The organism is Ruminococcus sp. NK3A76 (assembly GCF_000686125.1).
Taxonomy (GTDB): domain Bacteria; phylum Bacillota; class Clostridia; order Oscillospirales; family Ruminococcaceae; genus NK3A76.
The window spans coordinates 930,906-947,666 of sequence record NZ_JMMA01000002.1 but is presented as its reverse complement, the minus strand read 5'-3'; the positions used below and the strand labels follow the sequence as shown (position 1 = coordinate 947,666).

At 46.9% G+C, this 16,761-nt stretch carries 12 protein-coding genes and 1 other RNA gene; 6 read left to right on the top strand and 7 right to left on the bottom strand.

The window, feature by feature from the left end:
* Positions 1–288: 288 nt before the first annotated feature.
* Together CD05_RS0104385 and CD05_RS0104380 are read left to right on the top strand one after the other, a co-directional pair.
* The gene (locus CD05_RS0104385) at positions 289–825 is read left to right on the top strand and encodes a sigma-70 family RNA polymerase sigma factor (protein ID WP_028509466.1); all 537 of its coding nucleotides are present in this window, start codon (positions 289–291) and stop codon (positions 823–825) included.
* Positions 826–1,866 (top strand): hypothetical protein, encoded by a 1,041-nt coding sequence (locus CD05_RS0104380; protein ID WP_028509465.1) that lies wholly within the window; start codon positions 826–828, stop codon positions 1,864–1,866. It begins immediately after the preceding gene.
* Between the two features lie 47 nt (positions 1,867–1,913).
* Here the strand turns inward: CD05_RS0104380 and spoIVA are convergent, their stop codons facing one another.
* The 5 genes from spoIVA to ileS all read right to left on the bottom strand — a co-directional run bounded on the left by spoIVA (position 1,914) and on the right by ileS (position 11,294).
* Positions 1,914–3,386 (bottom strand): stage IV sporulation protein A, encoded by a 1,473-nt coding sequence (gene spoIVA / locus CD05_RS0104375; RefSeq protein ID WP_028509464.1) that lies wholly within the window; start codon positions 3,384–3,386, stop codon positions 1,914–1,916.
* 20 nt (positions 3,387–3,406) lie between these two features.
* On the bottom strand, positions 3,407–4,960 hold the full coding sequence (locus CD05_RS0104370) for a DUF3794 domain-containing protein (RefSeq protein WP_028509463.1): 1,554 nt from the start codon (positions 4,958–4,960) through the stop codon (positions 3,407–3,409).
* 131 nt (positions 4,961–5,091) lie between these two features.
* Positions 5,092–7,371: an LTA synthase family protein gene (locus tag CD05_RS0104365; protein ID WP_156947301.1), complete on the bottom strand. Its 2,280-nt coding sequence runs from the start codon at positions 7,369–7,371 to the stop codon at positions 5,092–5,094.
* A gap of 178 nt (positions 7,372–7,549) precedes the next feature.
* Entirely contained in the window at positions 7,550–7,957 is a 408-nt protein-coding gene (locus tag CD05_RS17460) for a GNAT family N-acetyltransferase (protein ID WP_051588824.1), read from the bottom strand.
* Positions 7,958–8,147: 190 nt separating this feature from the next.
* Positions 8,148–11,294: an isoleucine--tRNA ligase gene (gene ileS / locus CD05_RS0104355; RefSeq protein ID WP_028509461.1), complete on the bottom strand. Its 3,147-nt coding sequence runs from the start codon at positions 11,292–11,294 to the stop codon at positions 8,148–8,150.
* 517 nt (positions 11,295–11,811) lie between these two features.
* Between ileS and CD05_RS0104350 the strand changes: the two genes are divergently transcribed.
* The 4 genes from CD05_RS0104350 to CD05_RS0104340 all read left to right on the top strand — a co-directional run bounded on the left by CD05_RS0104350 (position 11,812) and on the right by CD05_RS0104340 (position 15,951).
* The gene (locus tag CD05_RS0104350; RefSeq protein WP_028509460.1) at positions 11,812–12,573 is read left to right on the top strand and encodes a sporulation initiation factor Spo0A C-terminal domain-containing protein; all 762 of its coding nucleotides are present in this window, start codon (positions 11,812–11,814) and stop codon (positions 12,571–12,573) included.
* Between the two features lie 1,560 nt (positions 12,574–14,133).
* Complete coding sequence (locus CD05_RS0104345; RefSeq protein WP_028509459.1) at positions 14,134–14,436, top strand: DUF1292 domain-containing protein; 303 nt, start codon at positions 14,134–14,136, stop codon at positions 14,434–14,436.
* A gap of 129 nt (positions 14,437–14,565) precedes the next feature.
* A non-coding RNA gene (gene ssrS, locus CD05_RS20260) (6S RNA) lies at positions 14,566–14,783 on the top strand.
* A gap of 163 nt (positions 14,784–14,946) precedes the next feature.
* Positions 14,947–15,951 carry a hypothetical protein gene (locus CD05_RS0104340; protein WP_028509458.1) on the top strand — a complete coding sequence of 335 codons (1,005 nt, stop codon included), beginning with the start codon at positions 14,947–14,949 and terminating at the stop codon, positions 15,949–15,951.
* Between the two features lie 150 nt (positions 15,952–16,101).
* Here the strand turns inward: CD05_RS0104340 and CD05_RS0104335 are convergent, their stop codons facing one another.
* Entirely contained in the window at positions 16,102–16,335 is a 234-nt protein-coding gene (locus CD05_RS0104335; RefSeq protein ID WP_028509457.1) for a KH domain-containing protein, read from the bottom strand.
* 141 nt (positions 16,336–16,476) lie between these two features.
* Positions 16,477–16,716, bottom strand: coding sequence for a 30S ribosomal protein S16 (rpsP, locus tag CD05_RS0104330; RefSeq protein ID WP_028509456.1), 240 nt, complete (start codon positions 16,714–16,716; stop codon positions 16,477–16,479).
* Positions 16,717–16,761 lie beyond the last annotated feature (45 nt).

Here is a 16,761-nt window from a genome sequence, read left to right as displayed (position 1 = left end):
TGTCACAAAACAAGATTTGGTGTATATGTATATATAGGTCATCATTAAGGCAACACCGCACGAAGATTGTGCGCAAATTGCGCAGTCAGCTTTTTCGTCAGATTGCACAGATTTTCCGAAGGAATACTACCGTATTTCAAGGAAAAAATGTGTAATATGACGGAAAAGATGCAAGTAAGTTGCGTACAAAGCCTTCAGGCGGTCTTTGTGCGGTGTTGCCTTAAAGACCTGCAGAAAGCAAACGATGCATCATAATACTTTCAACAAAGCAAAGGAGGTGAAGCAGCTATGACCGACAGCGAGCTTTTAGCACTCACCGAAAAGGACGCACAGGCAGGCATGGAGCAGATAGCAAGGCAGTTCAGCGGATATGTCTATGCCATAGTAAAGGACAAGCTATCGGCGTTTTCTGATGAGGATACCGAGGAGACAGTGCAGGATATTTTTGTCAGGCTATGGCAGAGCAGAAACAAGATAGACCTCTCAAAAGGCAGCCTGAAAGCCTACATCTGCGTACTTGCAAAAAGTGTCAGCCTGCGGCGGCGTGAGCAGCTTGCAAGGGCGCAGAAGGTGATACCGTTAGAGCTTATAAGCGACTTCACGGCGGACAGCTTCAGTGTCGATAATGAGCTGACAAAGAAAGAGCTTATAGCCAGGCTCAGAGCCCTGCCGGACGATGACAGGCAGCTTATCATGCGCAGGTTTTACTTCGGGCAGGCATACAAGGACATAGCGGCTTCGCTCGGTATCAGTGAGGCGGCGGCAAGAAAGCGCTGCGAGAGGCTTTTGAAAAAACTCGCTGAGCAGATAGAGGAGGTGTCATAAATGGCAGACACAGAAAACAAGCTGACAAGACTTTTTGACGATATGGACACAACAGAGCTTGACGGGCTGATAGGTGACATCACCTTAGAGAGCGCAGAGCAGCCCGACCTCACAGGTCTGTTTGACGGAAAGGGGCATGGAAAAATGAAAAAGACTGCATCATCAAAGAAAATCGCAATTACAGCGGCACTTGTGGCAGCGCTGGGGATAACTGCAACGGCAGGGGCAGTTGCGGCTTACAAAAATAACAGCACAAAACACGACGAGACAGTTCAGGCAGTGCTCGGCGACGACATCGGGAGCAAGGACTACTACGTCGGCGAAAACATCAAGACAGACAACGGGCATTTAAAGCTGACGAATGAAGTGGTTTTATTTGACGGCGAGAACGGCCTGCTGATACTGACGATAGAGCCGCTTGACCAGGAGGGCGAGCGAATTATCAGTATGTCGAGAAAGATAGACGTTGGCAACAGCACGATAGAGGCAAAGGACGGAAGAATGATAGGCACCTGCCAAGAGGAGATAGGCAGAAAGCGTATAAACGGCTGTCTTGTTGAATACATCGCATTCACATCATTTGCTGATATCGGCGATGATACCGTTACCGCACAGGCAGAGCTTGACTCAGATGTGCTGTTTGAGAACATGATGAGCGGCACTGAGAATATATCGGCAATTGAGTTTGACATAAAGAAAAACACTGAGCCTGTAACGCTCAAAAACGAAAAGGGCGAGCTTATCCACTTATCCGACTATGCAGTATACATCGAAAACACTCAGAAAGACCCTGAAACTGCATGTCGCCTTGATTGTGACGACATCACGACTGATATGACGATAACCTACACCGACGGCAGGACTGAGACGATAAGCTACAGCCGGGACATAAAAGAAAGCGAGCTTTCAAATTCAGCTGTGGCATACTGCACACACAAGTACGGCTATGCAACAGTCAAGTATTTAAGAAAGCTGACAGATACAAAGAACATCGCATCAGTTTCCTTCAATGGCAAGACCTACACGGCAGAACAAAACTAAAATACACACGAAAAAGAGACCGCTTAAAAACGGTCTCTTTTTTTGTACTACAATATAAAACATATCAGCCCCGAGCAGCCCTCGTTTATCATGCGCTCGACTGTTTCACGCAGTTTGCGGCGTGCATCGTCGGGCAGGGTGTTCATCTTGGTGATAAGGCCTTCGTTTACAAGCTCGTGCAGGCTCTTGCCGAAGATGTTTGACTGCCATATCTTCTCGGGCTCGTTCTCGTAGTCGCTCATCATGTACATCACAAGCTCCTGCGACTGCTTCTGCGAGCCGACTATAGGGGCGACCTCGGCATTGACGGTGGTCTTCATTATATGTATGGCAGGGGCTGAGGCCTTAAGGCGCACGCCGTACTTGCCGCCCTGCCTGATTATCTCCGGCTCGTCAAGACTCAGCTCGTCAATAGACGGCATTACTATGCCGTAGCCCTTTTTCTCGACATCGTCAAGGGCTGATGAGAACTTCTCAAAACGCTTTTTAAAGCCGGTGAGGGCAAGTATCTGCGGCATGAGGTCGCTCTCGGTGTCACATTCAAGGCCGGTACACTCGCCTATTATCTTGAAAAACAGGCTGTCCTGTATCTTTGCCGATACTGTGGCCGTGCCGTCCGAGAGTGACATACCGCTCAGCACGCTCTGTGTCAGATGTTCGCACCCTGCAAGCCTCTCGGCAAAGCCCTCCATATCACGCAGGCTGGATACGCCCATAGCGGCGGTCTTTATCTGGCTGAATATCTCACGCCGCAGCCAGTGCTCCTTATCGAGAGCGTTTATCCAGGTGGGCATCTCGATATTTATCTCCTGCACCGGGAAGGAATACAAAAGCTCGGTCATGATGCCTGCTATGTCCTTGTCAGTGAGCTCTGCGCAGCTTAAGGGTATCACACGCCTGCCGTATTTGTGCGACATACTGTCAGCAAGGGCAAGCACCTCGTCGCTTGTGGGGTCTGTGCTGTTTAAGATTATAGCAAAGGGCTTATCTATGGCTTTTAGCTCGTCGATTATGCGTTCCTCGCACTCCTCGTATTCCTCACGGGGCAGGCCTGTCACAGAGCCGTCGGTGGTTATCACAAGGCCTACCGTCGAGTGCTCGGTGATGACCTTCTGTGTGCCGACCTCGGCTGCCATGTTAAAGGGCACCTCGTCTTCAAACCACGGTGTCTTTACCATTCGTGGGGCTTCGTTTTCGATATAGCCGATAGCCGAGGGGATTATGTAGCCCACGCAGTCGATAAGGCGCACGTTCATCTTTGCGCTCTCGCCAACTGTGACGCTCACCGCCTCCTCGGGGATAAACTTAGGCTCGGTGGTCATTATCGTCCTGCCGCCTGCCGACTGCGGAAGCTCGTCGATAGCACGCTCCTTCATATAGTCGCTCTCGATATTGGGGATAACGGCCTCCTCCATAAACTCTTTTATAAAGGTCGATTTGCCTGTTCTGACAGGTCCAACGACACCTATGTAGATATTGCCGCCCGTTCTCCTGGCAATATCAGTGTATATATCGCTCATAATGTTCTCTCCTTCCCTTTTTATATAAGCGGCACGAGCAGCATCGTGCCCTTGCCGGCAGTCATCTCGGCAAGGTCGTTCTCCTGCTCTATAGCACTTGCCGAGGTGGAATATTTCTTTGCTATATCCCATATATCCGTGTTCTCATCACACCGGCAGAGCTTGACGGCACAGCCTGACTGTTTCTGCTTCGGCCTGTCGGTATCAACGCTCACAGAGGTCAGCAGCTTGTAGGTGCGGCATTCGGAGATATGGCCTGTTATGCATATCTGCGCTGTCAGCTCTGCTGAGTCGGATTCTGTCAGCCTGAAAGACGTGCTCCTGACAAAGGCGTTTACATACACCCTGCTCTGTGCCAGAACGCACTCTCCCCCGTCGAGCGGCGCTTCAAACGGCTCCTCGTGCTCAAGATAGAGCGGCTTGCCGCTGTCAGACTGCCCGAGCATACACAGCCTTATGTTGCCGAGCAGCGTGCAGCTGTTCTTGTCGTCATCAAAGTGTGTGTTCAGCCCGTTAAGCTCGCCCCAGCAATCATAGACCTTGCTTATCTGCTCGTCAGCCGAGCGCACAGATGCCGTCTTTGAAACGCTCTTGTCTATCATCAAAGGTATGCCCTCGACCCTGACATCACCGGCTGTGACCTCTGTCTCAAACTTAGTCGAATATGCGTCCTCTGCGGCAACGGCAGTCATCTGCTTGACTGCGCTTATCTCAGCGAGCAGCACTATCTCACATTCAAGAGTGCCGGCGCTGTCGCTCTTTGGCATTATCTCGCAGGAGGCACAGCTTATCTCTGAGCACACATCAAAGCTGTCGTCTATCCCGTCGGCATCTATTATCCTGCTGAACGGCACTGTGAAGCGTATCGTGTCAAAGCCTTCCTTTTCGTTCTCTGCTGTGCTGTAGAGCACCGTGACCTCGGCATCGCCTTTGAGCACCAGCTTGCCCTGCACTGTCTTCTGCTCGCCCTTGATAACGGCACAATCGCTCCTTATTATCGCTGCCGGCTGCGGCTTGCCCTCGCCAAGCTCGAATTCCTCGACTATAGTCAGGCGTTTATCGAGCGCTATCCTTTTGGCAGGGCAGGCGATGCTCCTTGTTCTGAGCTCTATGCCGGCACCTGTGCAGTCGCTTATCACGCTTATCTGCTCGCCTGTCATTATGCTGACCTTTGTTGTGACAGCACCCCTGACATCAATGCGCCTTTTGTTCACCACCCTCGGGTCAACGTAATCGCACGAAGGGGTAAGCCGCACGAATGCGTCCTTTGCCTCCTGCGGCAGCTCGACTGACTTTGAGTATTGCAGCTTCTGCTCGGTAAAGCCAAGCCTTGCGCTGCCCTCGCTCTCATATATCAGCTTAAGCGTGACCGAAAGCTCGAAGCTGAGCTTTTTGCCGACAAGGCTGTATGAGAGCACCCTCGGGCAGCAGCGGCATTTGAGCACCCTGAAAATATCCGGGCAGTAGTCCGGCAGCACGAAGTCTTTCTCCACAAGCTGCTCGACCCCCTCGTCAAATATGCTCACAAGGTTTTCAAGGCTTATGCTGTTTTGTCTGAGTTCACTTACCTGCATATCATTCATCCTCCTTATGTACTGTAAAAAACACGTTCACAAGCGTTTTCTGATTAAGTTTATGCAGGCACAAAAAAAGATATGACCAGAACCGGTCATATCTTTTTATCATTATTCTTTTGTTTCAGCGCTTACGCCGCATTAATATGCTTTTTCTTGTGGTAGGAAGGCGGTGCGAATACAGAGTATTCATCGTCCTCCTGCTCATAAGGCTCGTCGCTCACTTCGAGGTCTGAGAAGCCGTCGGCGGTCTTGTTTATCATATCGTAGTAGATTATCGAGTTCGAGATACTTATCCTAAGCTCTGCGTAATCCGAGTATGCCTGGATATACGCCTCGTCTACCACGCCGTCGTCCTTCCTGGCCTCGCAGGCCGCCTCGGAGTAATCCTCGTCGTCGATGGCCTTGAAGATGCCGTCCCTCGTTTCGTCGTAAATGGGTATCGGCATATCCTTATACTTCTGATTGCAGGAGACACACTCAGCAACGTTCTTGTAGTCCTTAAGGTCGAAGTAGATATCCTTCTGGCTGTTGTAGTAAATCGAGTCTGTTACGAAGTTGCCGTTCGGGAAGATAACTACATTTTCCTTGTCAGAGTCTATCGACATGATATCGTGACCGAGCGCATAGGGGTCGCTGAAGCCGAACATATTGCCAAGTGTGGGCAGTACGTCATACATACCCATGACAGTAGTTATCTCCTTGGGTTCAAAATCTGCTTCCTTTTCCCAGATTATGAAAGGCACCTGTCTGTTGATATTATAGTAGAAATCATCAACAGGGATATATCCCGGGTCGCCCTCCTCAAGCACTGAATCGGTAAAGGGGTTGTAGTTGAAGTAGCGGTCGTACTCCTCCTCCTTGACCTTTGCGTCGTGGTCGCCGTAGATGATAACGACTGTATCATCGAGCAGACCCTCGTTATCCATATCCTGCAAAAGCTGTGCGAGCGCCTCGTCTGCGTAGTGAACGCTCTTTAAGTAGCTGCCGAGCTTTGTGCCTTCAAGGAATGGTGCAGAGACTTCTTCATAAAGGCCTGTCTCCTCGTTTATCTTCTTATACTTGAAGTCAACATCAAAATCGCTGACACGCTCGATATCGGTAAACGGCGTATGGTTTGTGAGCATGATAAGTGCGCCGTACCAGTTCTTGTTGTTCTGGTCGATATCCTTTATCTTCGGCACTGCCTGCCTGAAGAATGACTTATCGGAAAGACCCAGGCCTATCGTCTCGTCGATATCGAAATCCGTAGAGTAGTTAAAGAACTTATCATAACCGAGAGAGTTATGAAGGTTCATTCTGTTCCAGTAGGAGCCGTTGTTGCCGTGCATACTGAACACATAATAGCCCTTTTCCTTGATGAGCTTCTGGATAGAGGTGTAATTCCTGTCCCAATAGTTGATAGCGACTGTACCTGTAGATGCAGGCATCAGCGAGGTGGAGAATGTAAACTCCGAGTCAGAGCTCGTGCCGACACTCTCCTGAGCGTAGAAGTTGGAGAAATAAAGCCCCTCGCTTGCGAGCTTGTTGAGGGTAGGCGTTACCTCCTCGCCGTTCATGCAGGTGCTTAGTGTAAAGCCCTGTATGCTCTCTGCGTGTATAACGAGCATATTCTTGCCCTTGAAGATATTGCTGTAGTCGTTCTGCTTGCTGACTGCGTCCTTGGTGTCCTTGTCGGTGTAGAAGTTTGTAAACTGCTCCTTGCTCTCGTCATATCCGAACATGAGGTTTACCTTTGAGTAGATGCTCTGCACGGTGTCAGATATCTGATAGGTATAAAGGCCGAATGTAGCAAGGGTATATTCTCTGTTCCACTGCTTTCTAAGACGGCTGTAGTCAGTTCCGGTGAACATGAGCGCTGCCGTGCCTGCAAACGCAAGCCCGATGATAAGGGTACACAGGAAATACCGCTTGCCCCTTTTCTTCTTGGCAAGGTTTTCGTAGTAGTCAGGCTTTTTCTTCTTGATGAAGATGCTGAGAACTATCATAGCAACTACCGACCACAGGAACAAAAGGTCTTTGGGCTCCATGATATTCTTTGTTACAGCGTCCATAACGCCGCCGAGCTGGGAAGCCGTAGACAGCAGCGACACCGATGCGAATGACTTATAGTTGGTATAGTAGATAGAGTTTGTTATACACAGGAAAACAAATATACAGTTGAATATCATATAATAGATTATCCTGCGCTTTGGCTTTATCAGAAAGCCGAATGTGCCTATTATCAGGACTGCCGCAACATCGGCAAGTATAGGCTTTACGAAATTATATGTAAACTTTACCGTAAATGCCCTGAGCACAAAGGAATTGACAAGTGCAGAGAACACAAACAGTATAAAAAGCATATGCGTCGAGCAAAAACCCTTTATCTTGCCGGGTATGCTCTTCAGCATGACCTTTACCTTTTCCATAATATCTCCTTTATCTATATAACAAGTGTTATCGTTTTTTCTACCTTTACATTTTAATCTTTTTTAGCGCATTTGTCAAGAATTAAGGTGATTTTTCATTCATTTTTCACAAAGCACCAATAATCAGATAATAAAATTTGAAAAAAGAAGCAAGCGCTTTATTCGCTTATATTTTTCTTTATCTGAGCTTCTTTACCATTGAAATGCCTGCCTTGCCGCTTTCATCTGCTGTATAGCCTGCCTTTTCAAAAAACGGCTTTACATCTTCGCTGACAACGCCGCAGGCAGTCTTGCCGCCGGCTTTTCTTGCGTCTTCTTCAAGGGCTGAGAGCACACGTCTGCCGAGCTTTTTGCCACGGTAGGCTTTCTTTACGCACACACCGGCTATGTCAAAGCGCTCACCGTCTGAAGATACGAGCCTGCCGGTCGCAACAGCCGTCTTTCCGTCGTATATGAGCACATAGGTCGCATTGTCTATGCTGTCATCAAATGAGTTTTCAGCCCCCAGCTCGTCAGCGAACACCTCGTTATGAAGCGCTCTGACATCTGACACGGGCTTGTTGTATAAATATATCCTGAGTTCCATTTTATATCACCTTTTATCATTTTCTGCGATGATATTATATCATATTCTTAGCTTGTTTTCAAGAAATATGACAACTTGGAAACAACGATTTGTGACAAAAATCAATTTTGACCGCTGCACAGTTTTCAGGTTGTCTAATTTCACATACAAAAACAGAGGCCTGCATTGCAGACCTCTGTCAAGAATACTATTATGCCTTCTTTACAGATATAACAGCCTTTACGCCGTTTATATCCCATTCCTTGCCGCCGTCGGCAGCGCCGCAGGTTATGCTGTTTGCCAAAACATCGGTGCTTATCTGCGCCTTGTTTGCATCAATAACAGCTGCGAGCTTTTCGTCTGTGTCGATAGCTACCTCGATGTGATCCATTACCTCGAAGCCGGAATCCTTACGCATTGTCTGTATCTTCGAGATGATCTCACGCACAAAGCCCTCGCTTATGAGTTCTTCTGTGAGGTTTGTATCCATAGCGACTGTAACGCCGTTCTGTGTGAGAGTGCAGTATCCCTCCTTCTGCTCTGTCTCTATGAGCAGGTCGTCCTTGGAAAGAGCTATCTCACCTATCGAGATAGTGAGTTTCAGCTCACCTGTCTCGTCAAGCTCTGCCATAGCCTTGTGGCCGTCAAGCTCTGAGAGGAGGTTTCTTATCTCGCCTAAGTTCTTGCCGTACCTGGGGCCTAAGGTCTTGAGCTGCGGCTTGAACTTATATGAAACGAAGCCTGATACGTTATCAGAGAACTTAACTTCCTTAAGGTTGAGCTCGTCTCTGATGATATCAACATAGAAGCTGTCGAGCTCGTGGTCAGCGCTTACATACATAACCGAAAGAGGCTGACGGTTCTTGATGTTGGCTGTGTTTCTTGCCGCACGGCCGAGAACAACTATATCAAGAACTTCCTCCATATCGCTTTCGAGCTTAAGGTCGATAAGCGACTCGTCAACTGTCGGGTAATCGCAGAGGTGGATGCTCTCAGGAGCGTCCTTGTCAACAGTCACCACGATGTTCTGATATACCTCCTCTGTAATGAACGGCACCATAGGTGCTGCGCACTTGCAGAGTGTAACGAGTGCTGTGTAGAGGGTCATATAGGCATTTATCTTGTCCTGTGTCATGCCCTGAACCCAGTAACGCTCACGGCCACGTCTAACATACCAGTTGGAGAGGTCGTCAACGAAGTCCTGCATAGCCTTTGCAGCCTCGGGTATACGGTAGTTGAAGAGATTATCGTCAGCAGCCTTTACCATAGAGTTCATCTTGGAGAGCAGCCACTTGTCCATTACCGAGAGCTTGTCGTATTCGAGCTTGTGCTTTGTCGGGTCGAACTGGTCTATCTCAGCATAGAGCACATAGAATGCATATGTGTTCCAGATAGTGTTCATGAACTTTCTCTGACCCTCGATGACCACCTTATCGTGGAACTTGTTAGGCAGCCAGGGCTGTGAGTTGGTGTAGAAATACCATCTGATAGCGTCTGCGCCGAGCTTTTCAAGCGCCTCGAACGGGTCAACGGCGTTGCCCTTGGATTTACTCATCTTCTGGCCGTTCTCGTCCTGAACAAGGCCTAAAACTATAACGTTCTTGTATGGTGCCTTGTCAAAAAGGAGTGTCGAGATAGCGAGCAGCGAATAGAACCAGCCTCTTGTCTGGTCAACAGCCTCGGAGATAAAGTCAGCCGGGAACTGCGACTCAAAGAGCTCCTTGTTCTCGAAAGGATAGTGGTGCTGTGCAAAAGGCATAGAACCGGAGTCGAACCAGCAGTCGATAACTTCGGGAACACGCTTCATCTGCTTGCCGCACTCAGGGCACTTGATAGTTACTGCGTCTATATAAGGTCTGTGGAGCTCTATCTCATCAGGGCAGTTGTCGGACATCGACTTTAACTCCTCGATAGAGCCGATAGAGTGACGGCAGCCGCATTCGCACTCCCAGATATTAAGGGGTGTGCCCCAGTATCTGTTACGGGAGATGCCCCAGTCCTGAACGTTTTTTAGCCAGTCGCCGAAACGGCCTGAACCTATGCTCTCAGGTATCCAGTTTATTGTGTTGTTGTTTGCTATGAGCCTGTCCTTTACGTCTGTCATCTTGATGAACCAGGACTCACGGGCATAGTAGATAAGCGGAGAATTACATCTCCAGCAGTGAGGATAGTCATGCTCGAACTTAGGAGCATCAAAGAGCTTGCCTGCCTTGTCAAGGTCAACGAGCACGAGCTTGTCAGCGTCCTTTACGAATGTGCCTGCGTAGGGAGTTTCCTTAGTCATGTTGCCCTTGCCGTCAACGAACTGAACGAAAGGCAGGTCATACTTCTTGCCGACACGGTTATCGTCTTCACCGAATGCAGGAGCTATATGAACTATACCTGTACCGTCAGACATTGTTACATAGTAGTCCATTACTACATAGTGACCCTTTTTCTTCTGTCTCTCTGCTTCCTTGCCTGTGTAGTCAAAGAGCGGCTCATATTCCATATGCTCAAGGTCAGAGCCCTTGTAAGTTTCAAGCACCTCGTAAGCCTTTTCGCCTTCCTCAGCGAGCTTGCCTAAAACCGTATCAAGAAGTGCCTCGGCCATGATATATGTATAGCCGTCAGCAGCCTTTACCTTGCAGTATGTCTCGTCGGGGTTAACGCAGAGCGCAACGTTTGAGGGCAGAGTCCAGGGGGTAGTTGTCCATGCGAGGAAGTATGCGTCCTGGCCTACTATCTTGAAACGAACGACAGCCGAGCGCTCCTTTACGAGCTTATAGCCCTGAGCCACCTCGTGAGACGAAAGGGGTGTTCCGCATCTCGGGCAGTAAGGAACTATCTTGAAGCCCTTATAGAGCAGACCCTTATTGTATATCTGCTTTAAAGCCCACCACTCAGACTCGATGAAGTCATTATGATATGTTACATAGGGGTTATCCATATCAGCCCAGAAGCCTACAGTGCCGGAGAAATCCTCCCACATACCCTTATACTTCCAGACGGATTCCTTACACTTTGTGATAAAGGGCTCGAGGCCGTATTCCTCTATCTGCTCCTTACCGTCGAGGCCGAGCATCTTTTCTACTTCGAGCTCAACAGGGAGGCCGTGAGTATCCCAGCCTGCCTTACGGGGCACCATATAGCCCTTCATAGTTCTGTATCTCGGTATCATATCCTTTATAGCACGGGTAAGAACATGGCCGATATGCGGCTTGCCGTTAGCTGTAGGGGGGCCGTCGTAGAAGACATAGCTCTCGCCCTTCTTTCTTGTATCCATGCTCTTATTGAAGATATCCTTATCCTTCCACAGCTGCTCTATCTGCTTTTCTCTCTGCACGAAGTTAAGATTGTTCTCGACCTTTCTGTACACTTACAACACACTCCTTCTACAAAATAAAAACCCCACGCCCGAAAACGGACGCAAGGAAAACTTACGCTTATTACCACCATTTCACATACCATCATATGCCACCCCTTAACGCAGGGAATACGACAGCGCCTACTCGTCACCTTTCGGGCTGCAGCTCGGGAGTGATCTTCACCGTGCAACTACTTGCGCTGCGCTCACACTCTCCGCAGCTCGCTGAGGCTTTATTTTACACGCCTACTATCTCCGTCAATGCCTTTTTGATATAACACAAATATTATATTACATAATTCCCCGTTTGTCAATAACTATTTTATGAATTCTTTTACACAGCTTTTGCACATCACATTTTCAAAGAATACTTTCGGCAGAAATAAAAAGTAGCTGATATTTCGACAAACAGCGCCGCCGATTTTTTAACACAAATCCGATTTTTCAGAAAAACACTTTTCAAAAGGCAAATTTTGTGATATAATACCTTTCGCAAAATTTCAAGTTACGAGAGGAAGTAAGAAGTAAAATGCAAAGCTACAAATTTCTTTTGCCGACAAAAACTTTAACGAAAAATGAACTGACAGACCGTCTTGCGATGTCCGGCCAGCGTGTGAAATGCACCGACCCGCACGCAGACGAGATATATAAGGCGGACGTAACGTTCAAGCCGGACGCAGCAGTCATTGACGAGCAGCTGACAGTAAAAGAAACTATACACTATATAGAGCAGACGAAGAAATGCAGCACGGGGGCTAAGGTTATAGTCTTAGCGCACGGCAGCGGCAGCGAGAGAGACAGGTACTTAAGCACCGGTGCTGATGCAGTTTTACCGGCAGATGCTAATGCTGAGGCCGTGATAAACTCGCTTGAAAAGATGCTGGGCACCAGCATGGGGCACAGGATAAGCTACGAGAGCGAGCTATACGAGAGGGTGAGCTACGCTTTATGCGAGCTTGGCATAACGCCCAACTACTGCGGCTACAGATATCTCAGGAGCATACTTATCCTTCTTATAAGCGAGCCGGACATGGTAAGAAGAATATCAAAGACTGTTTACCCGAAGGTAGCAAAGATACACGGTGCAAAGCCCTCCTGCATCGAGCGTGGTGTAAGGACGGCGATAGGCCGCAGCTGGAAGAAGGTATCGCCCGAGATAAAGGTGAAATACTTCGGCGTTCATTCAACGCTTTTAGAGAGCAGCCCGACAAATTCAGAGTTCATATTCATAGTAGCCGACAGGATACGCCGTGAGATAAAGCTCGAAAACGCAAAGAACAAAAACTCATAAAAAAACCAAAGCCCGAGGTCAGACCCCGGGCTGATATTTATATTATCAGGCGGCCGCCGAAAATACTGCTCACTGATAAACACTTTCATCGCTATATCCTCGCAGGGCCGTGCCTGTAAGAACATTATATGCGAAGGCGCACACTGTGTTAAAAGTTAAGCAAAGCGGCCACTCACGGTCTTACAGACTCACATCAAAGGCCGTGAAAGGCAATTAAAAGAGGCAGGCACCAGATAATTAAGGCCTGCCTCGAATTTACAAATTTTCCTGTGCCGCATTTAGCACCTGACTAAACTTTCGGGTGGACTCACTCCAATCTTTCAGATATTCGTTAATGTGCATTTAAACCGTAACATATGCACCACTCCTACTTGATAATAATTTAGTCGAGAAAAAATTTACATAGCCATTGGAATAGTTTCCTTTCGTCGTATTTAAAATCATCAGCCTGCGTTTACGTCAAGCCATCGGAAACAACCCTTTCTTAAAGTATTTGGTCATTGTTAAAAGCCAAATTGCTATGCCATTGGACTCAAACCTTTCGTGTAAATTTAGATCCTATGCGCCCCGTCATTCCAGGCGCCAAGCTGAATTTCTCGGCGGAATCACCCCTAACTTTCAGATATTCAGAGAAATCCTGTGGACAATCATACTACTCATATCCACCACTCCCTTCAAAAGGTTCGCTTAGAAATTCTTATTAAATTTTATCACACCGGATCCAAGTCTGAAGACTCAGATCAAACTGTGAGCTGACTAAAGTTCCATTGGATTCACCTATTTCTATAGATTATGCGAAACCTCACTTAAGTCGTACATGGGACTCACTCCATTCTAAAATGTTTTCTGAAACCTCGTTAAGCTGATCATATAAAAACCAACTCCTTATATAAAAGTTTCAAATATTCAGTTGTAAAAAGGATATAAAAATATCGCTGATACTTCGAGCACCCCGCATCATAAACGATTGGTGGGAAAGCTGTGAAGGTATCGGCGACAGACTTAAATTCTTATCATTCACTTGGGCCAGCCGGTCTATAAACCCGGGTCTTTATGCCCCACTTTAAACAAGTCCTGTGTCGCCGAGCCTTCGGATGCTCTTTGGTTCTAAATTGTCCATGGGCTCAAGCTCCTTTCAGTAGATTTAAAGTATGTTAACGGGACCGTGGCAGACTTTTCAAATTAAGTGGACTCACTTCCACCACCGGCCTGATTCCGAACCACTTTAGATAAGGAAGGGAAATATACGTTTCCGGAGATCATTGCTATGACCTCTTGGGCATCTGACCACGATCTGCAGCTTATCGACCCGGCCTCTTACCAGCGGTCTGTATCGAGCTGCCCCTTTCGTTTAGCCCCTTTCCTCTTTCCTTGAATACAGTATAGCACACTTTTTGGTGTTTGTCAATAGTTTTTTTGAATTTTTTTCAACTTTTTTATTTAACATTACCTTTACAAAAAGGCGCTTGACTTTTGTTTGTTATTGTAGTATAATTATAGTGTTGCAGTGCTTAAAGGTTTTTTGGGCGCTGCTTGTTTTGACTTAAGGAGGCTGAGGCTATGAGCGAGGAATACAGACCTGATCTTTATTCGCTTACAGATGAGGACGGCAAGGAGCAGATGTTCGAGCTGCTCGATTCAATGGAATTCGAGGGCGAGACATACTATGCACTTACACCTTATTATGAAGACGGGCAGGAGCAGCTGGAGGACAGCGGCGCTGTTATAATCTTAAAGAGCGAATACACCGACGAGGAAGAGATAATGGTGACTATCGACGACGATGAGGAATACGACAGAGTCGGTGCGGTGTTCATGAAGAAGCTGGAGGAAATGTTTGACTACGACGATGAGGACGAATAACCTCCCCCATTCCCCAAAACAGCTTGATTTTAGTGAAATGTACAAATTTTGGAACATCTATTTGTATTAAATACATATTGCATTTTTGCTTGTAATGTGGTATACTGATATCAGTAAAGAAAAGTTGATTTCTTTCTGCCTTGTCCGATAAAGCACGGGCATTATGATCCAACACTTCTTAATAGGGAGCTGGGTTATCTCCGGCAGCGGATTGCAGACCTCCCGACCATGACCGCCCTTTGGGCTGATCACGGCTACGGACGAAGGGAGCGTGAACCTGTTGGGCTGGCACCCACCTGCATATGTGCGGGTTTTCTTTTCTCGTGCGGCGGCAAGGCGGTTAGTTATTATTAAAAAGCATTTGCTTTAAGAGCCTCCCTTTGGGAGGTTCTTTTTTTGCTGTATGAGCTTACATTTTGTGGATTTACGGCGCGTTCATCATTTCTTAACAGTATATATATACATATAAACTATACTAGTTCATATATGTTATGATTGGAGGAAAACAATATGAACAAGAAAAGACTAATAAGCTTTCTTGCAGCAGCGGCAATGCTTGCACTCACCGCCTGCGGTGACAGCGAGGGCAGCAGCAAGAGCAAGTCAAAGAAAGACAAGGCGGATTCAAGCTCGGTGGTGGAGAGCGAGAGCAGTTCTTCATCAACAGATGAGGGAACAACCGATGCTGTGACAGACAGCAGTTCCGAAACTATGACAGAAGAATCACAAAATGACACATCTGTCTCCGGCGTGTCGGCATTTGAAAAGGAACTTGGAATGAAGGAATTAGAGGAGATAGTTAATAATCTTAAAGCCACAGATTATGAAGGCGGAAAGAGTTATCTTGAATCGGCATTCAAGAATTTCCTGTTTGAACCCGACTCCGGATCCGCCCTCTTTGACGAGCTTTTGGAAAACAATACTTTATCAAACTATCCGACATCAGAAACGGATTCATACATAACTCAACAAAAATACTTTTCAATTCCCTTTCACTACACCGAAAACAATGATACCGTACCGCTATTATTCGGACGTGAGCTTTCAAGTATAGGATATGGTGAATCGGCAAATGGATTATCTTTTTCTTACAGCTTTGATCAATACAGCAAAGCTAACGGCAACACGGGCAATTTTTACGGAAAAACTTATAAATACGAATTTTCACCCAGCAAACCGGAAATGACAAATATTTTCGCAAGTACTCTCGAAGGTGATGACTACGACGGAATTCGGGCAATGGAAAAGATCTCTGCCGACAACTACTACGAAATAGTAACTGCACTTATTGACATATATGGAGAGCCTAAAGCGACAAATAGCGGAATATATTATGAGCCCGAGGTTTATTCCTGGAATGAGGGTGATACTATAACAAAGGATGTACTCAAAGCAATAACAAGCAATGCTACAGATCTTAGTTGCTGCTGGGAAAATACACCTATCGGAAAAATCAATGCTACCGGATTTTTCGGAAACGATTCCGCTTTAGTTATACTTAGCATAGAATGGTAAAAAAATCTTATCAAAAAACTGCATCTCACCACATTTGCACAGCTTTGAAAACGGCAATAATGATGAAAAACAAGTCATTTTGTTTGAATACAAACAAAAAACCCCTTTATACAGCCGATAAAAGCTGTATAAAGGGTATTTTTTATTATATCAGTCTATCTCGACCATTATCTTCTGATCCTGGCGGGATGCCGATGCACGCATAACAGTTCTGATAGCCTTTGCTATCCTGCCCTGCTTGCCGATAACTCTGCCCATATCAGGCTCGGCAACGTGCAGGTGGAAGGTTATTACGCCCTCCTCATCGGGGTCGTCCTCAGTGATAACGATAGCGCTCTTGTCTTCAACAAGCTCGCTTACTATTGCTTCGAGTAATTCTTTCATTTAATTTACCTCTTTTTCCTGAAAAATAAAAAGCCTACAGCGCATCTTGCAGGATAAGTGCCGTAAGCCCCGGTAAGCTGTAATCATCAGGCAAACGTACATTATATATGTACGCCGCCTTTATATTACATCACACGATAATTACTTCTCGATCCTCTTAAGGAGAGCCTTTACTGTCTCTGTGGGCTGTGCGCCGTTAGCTATCCAGCTCTTAGCCTTCTCCTGATCGATGTTGATAACGGAAGGCTCCTTAGTAGCATCATAGTAGCCGATCTCCTCGATAAATCTACCGTCTCTGGGGTATCTGGAATCAGCAACAACAACACGGTAGAAGGGCTTCTTCTTAGCACCGAGTCTTCTCAGTCTGATCTTTACTGCCATTTTTCTTTCACCTCCATAATATATTTGTTGTATATCATCGCACAA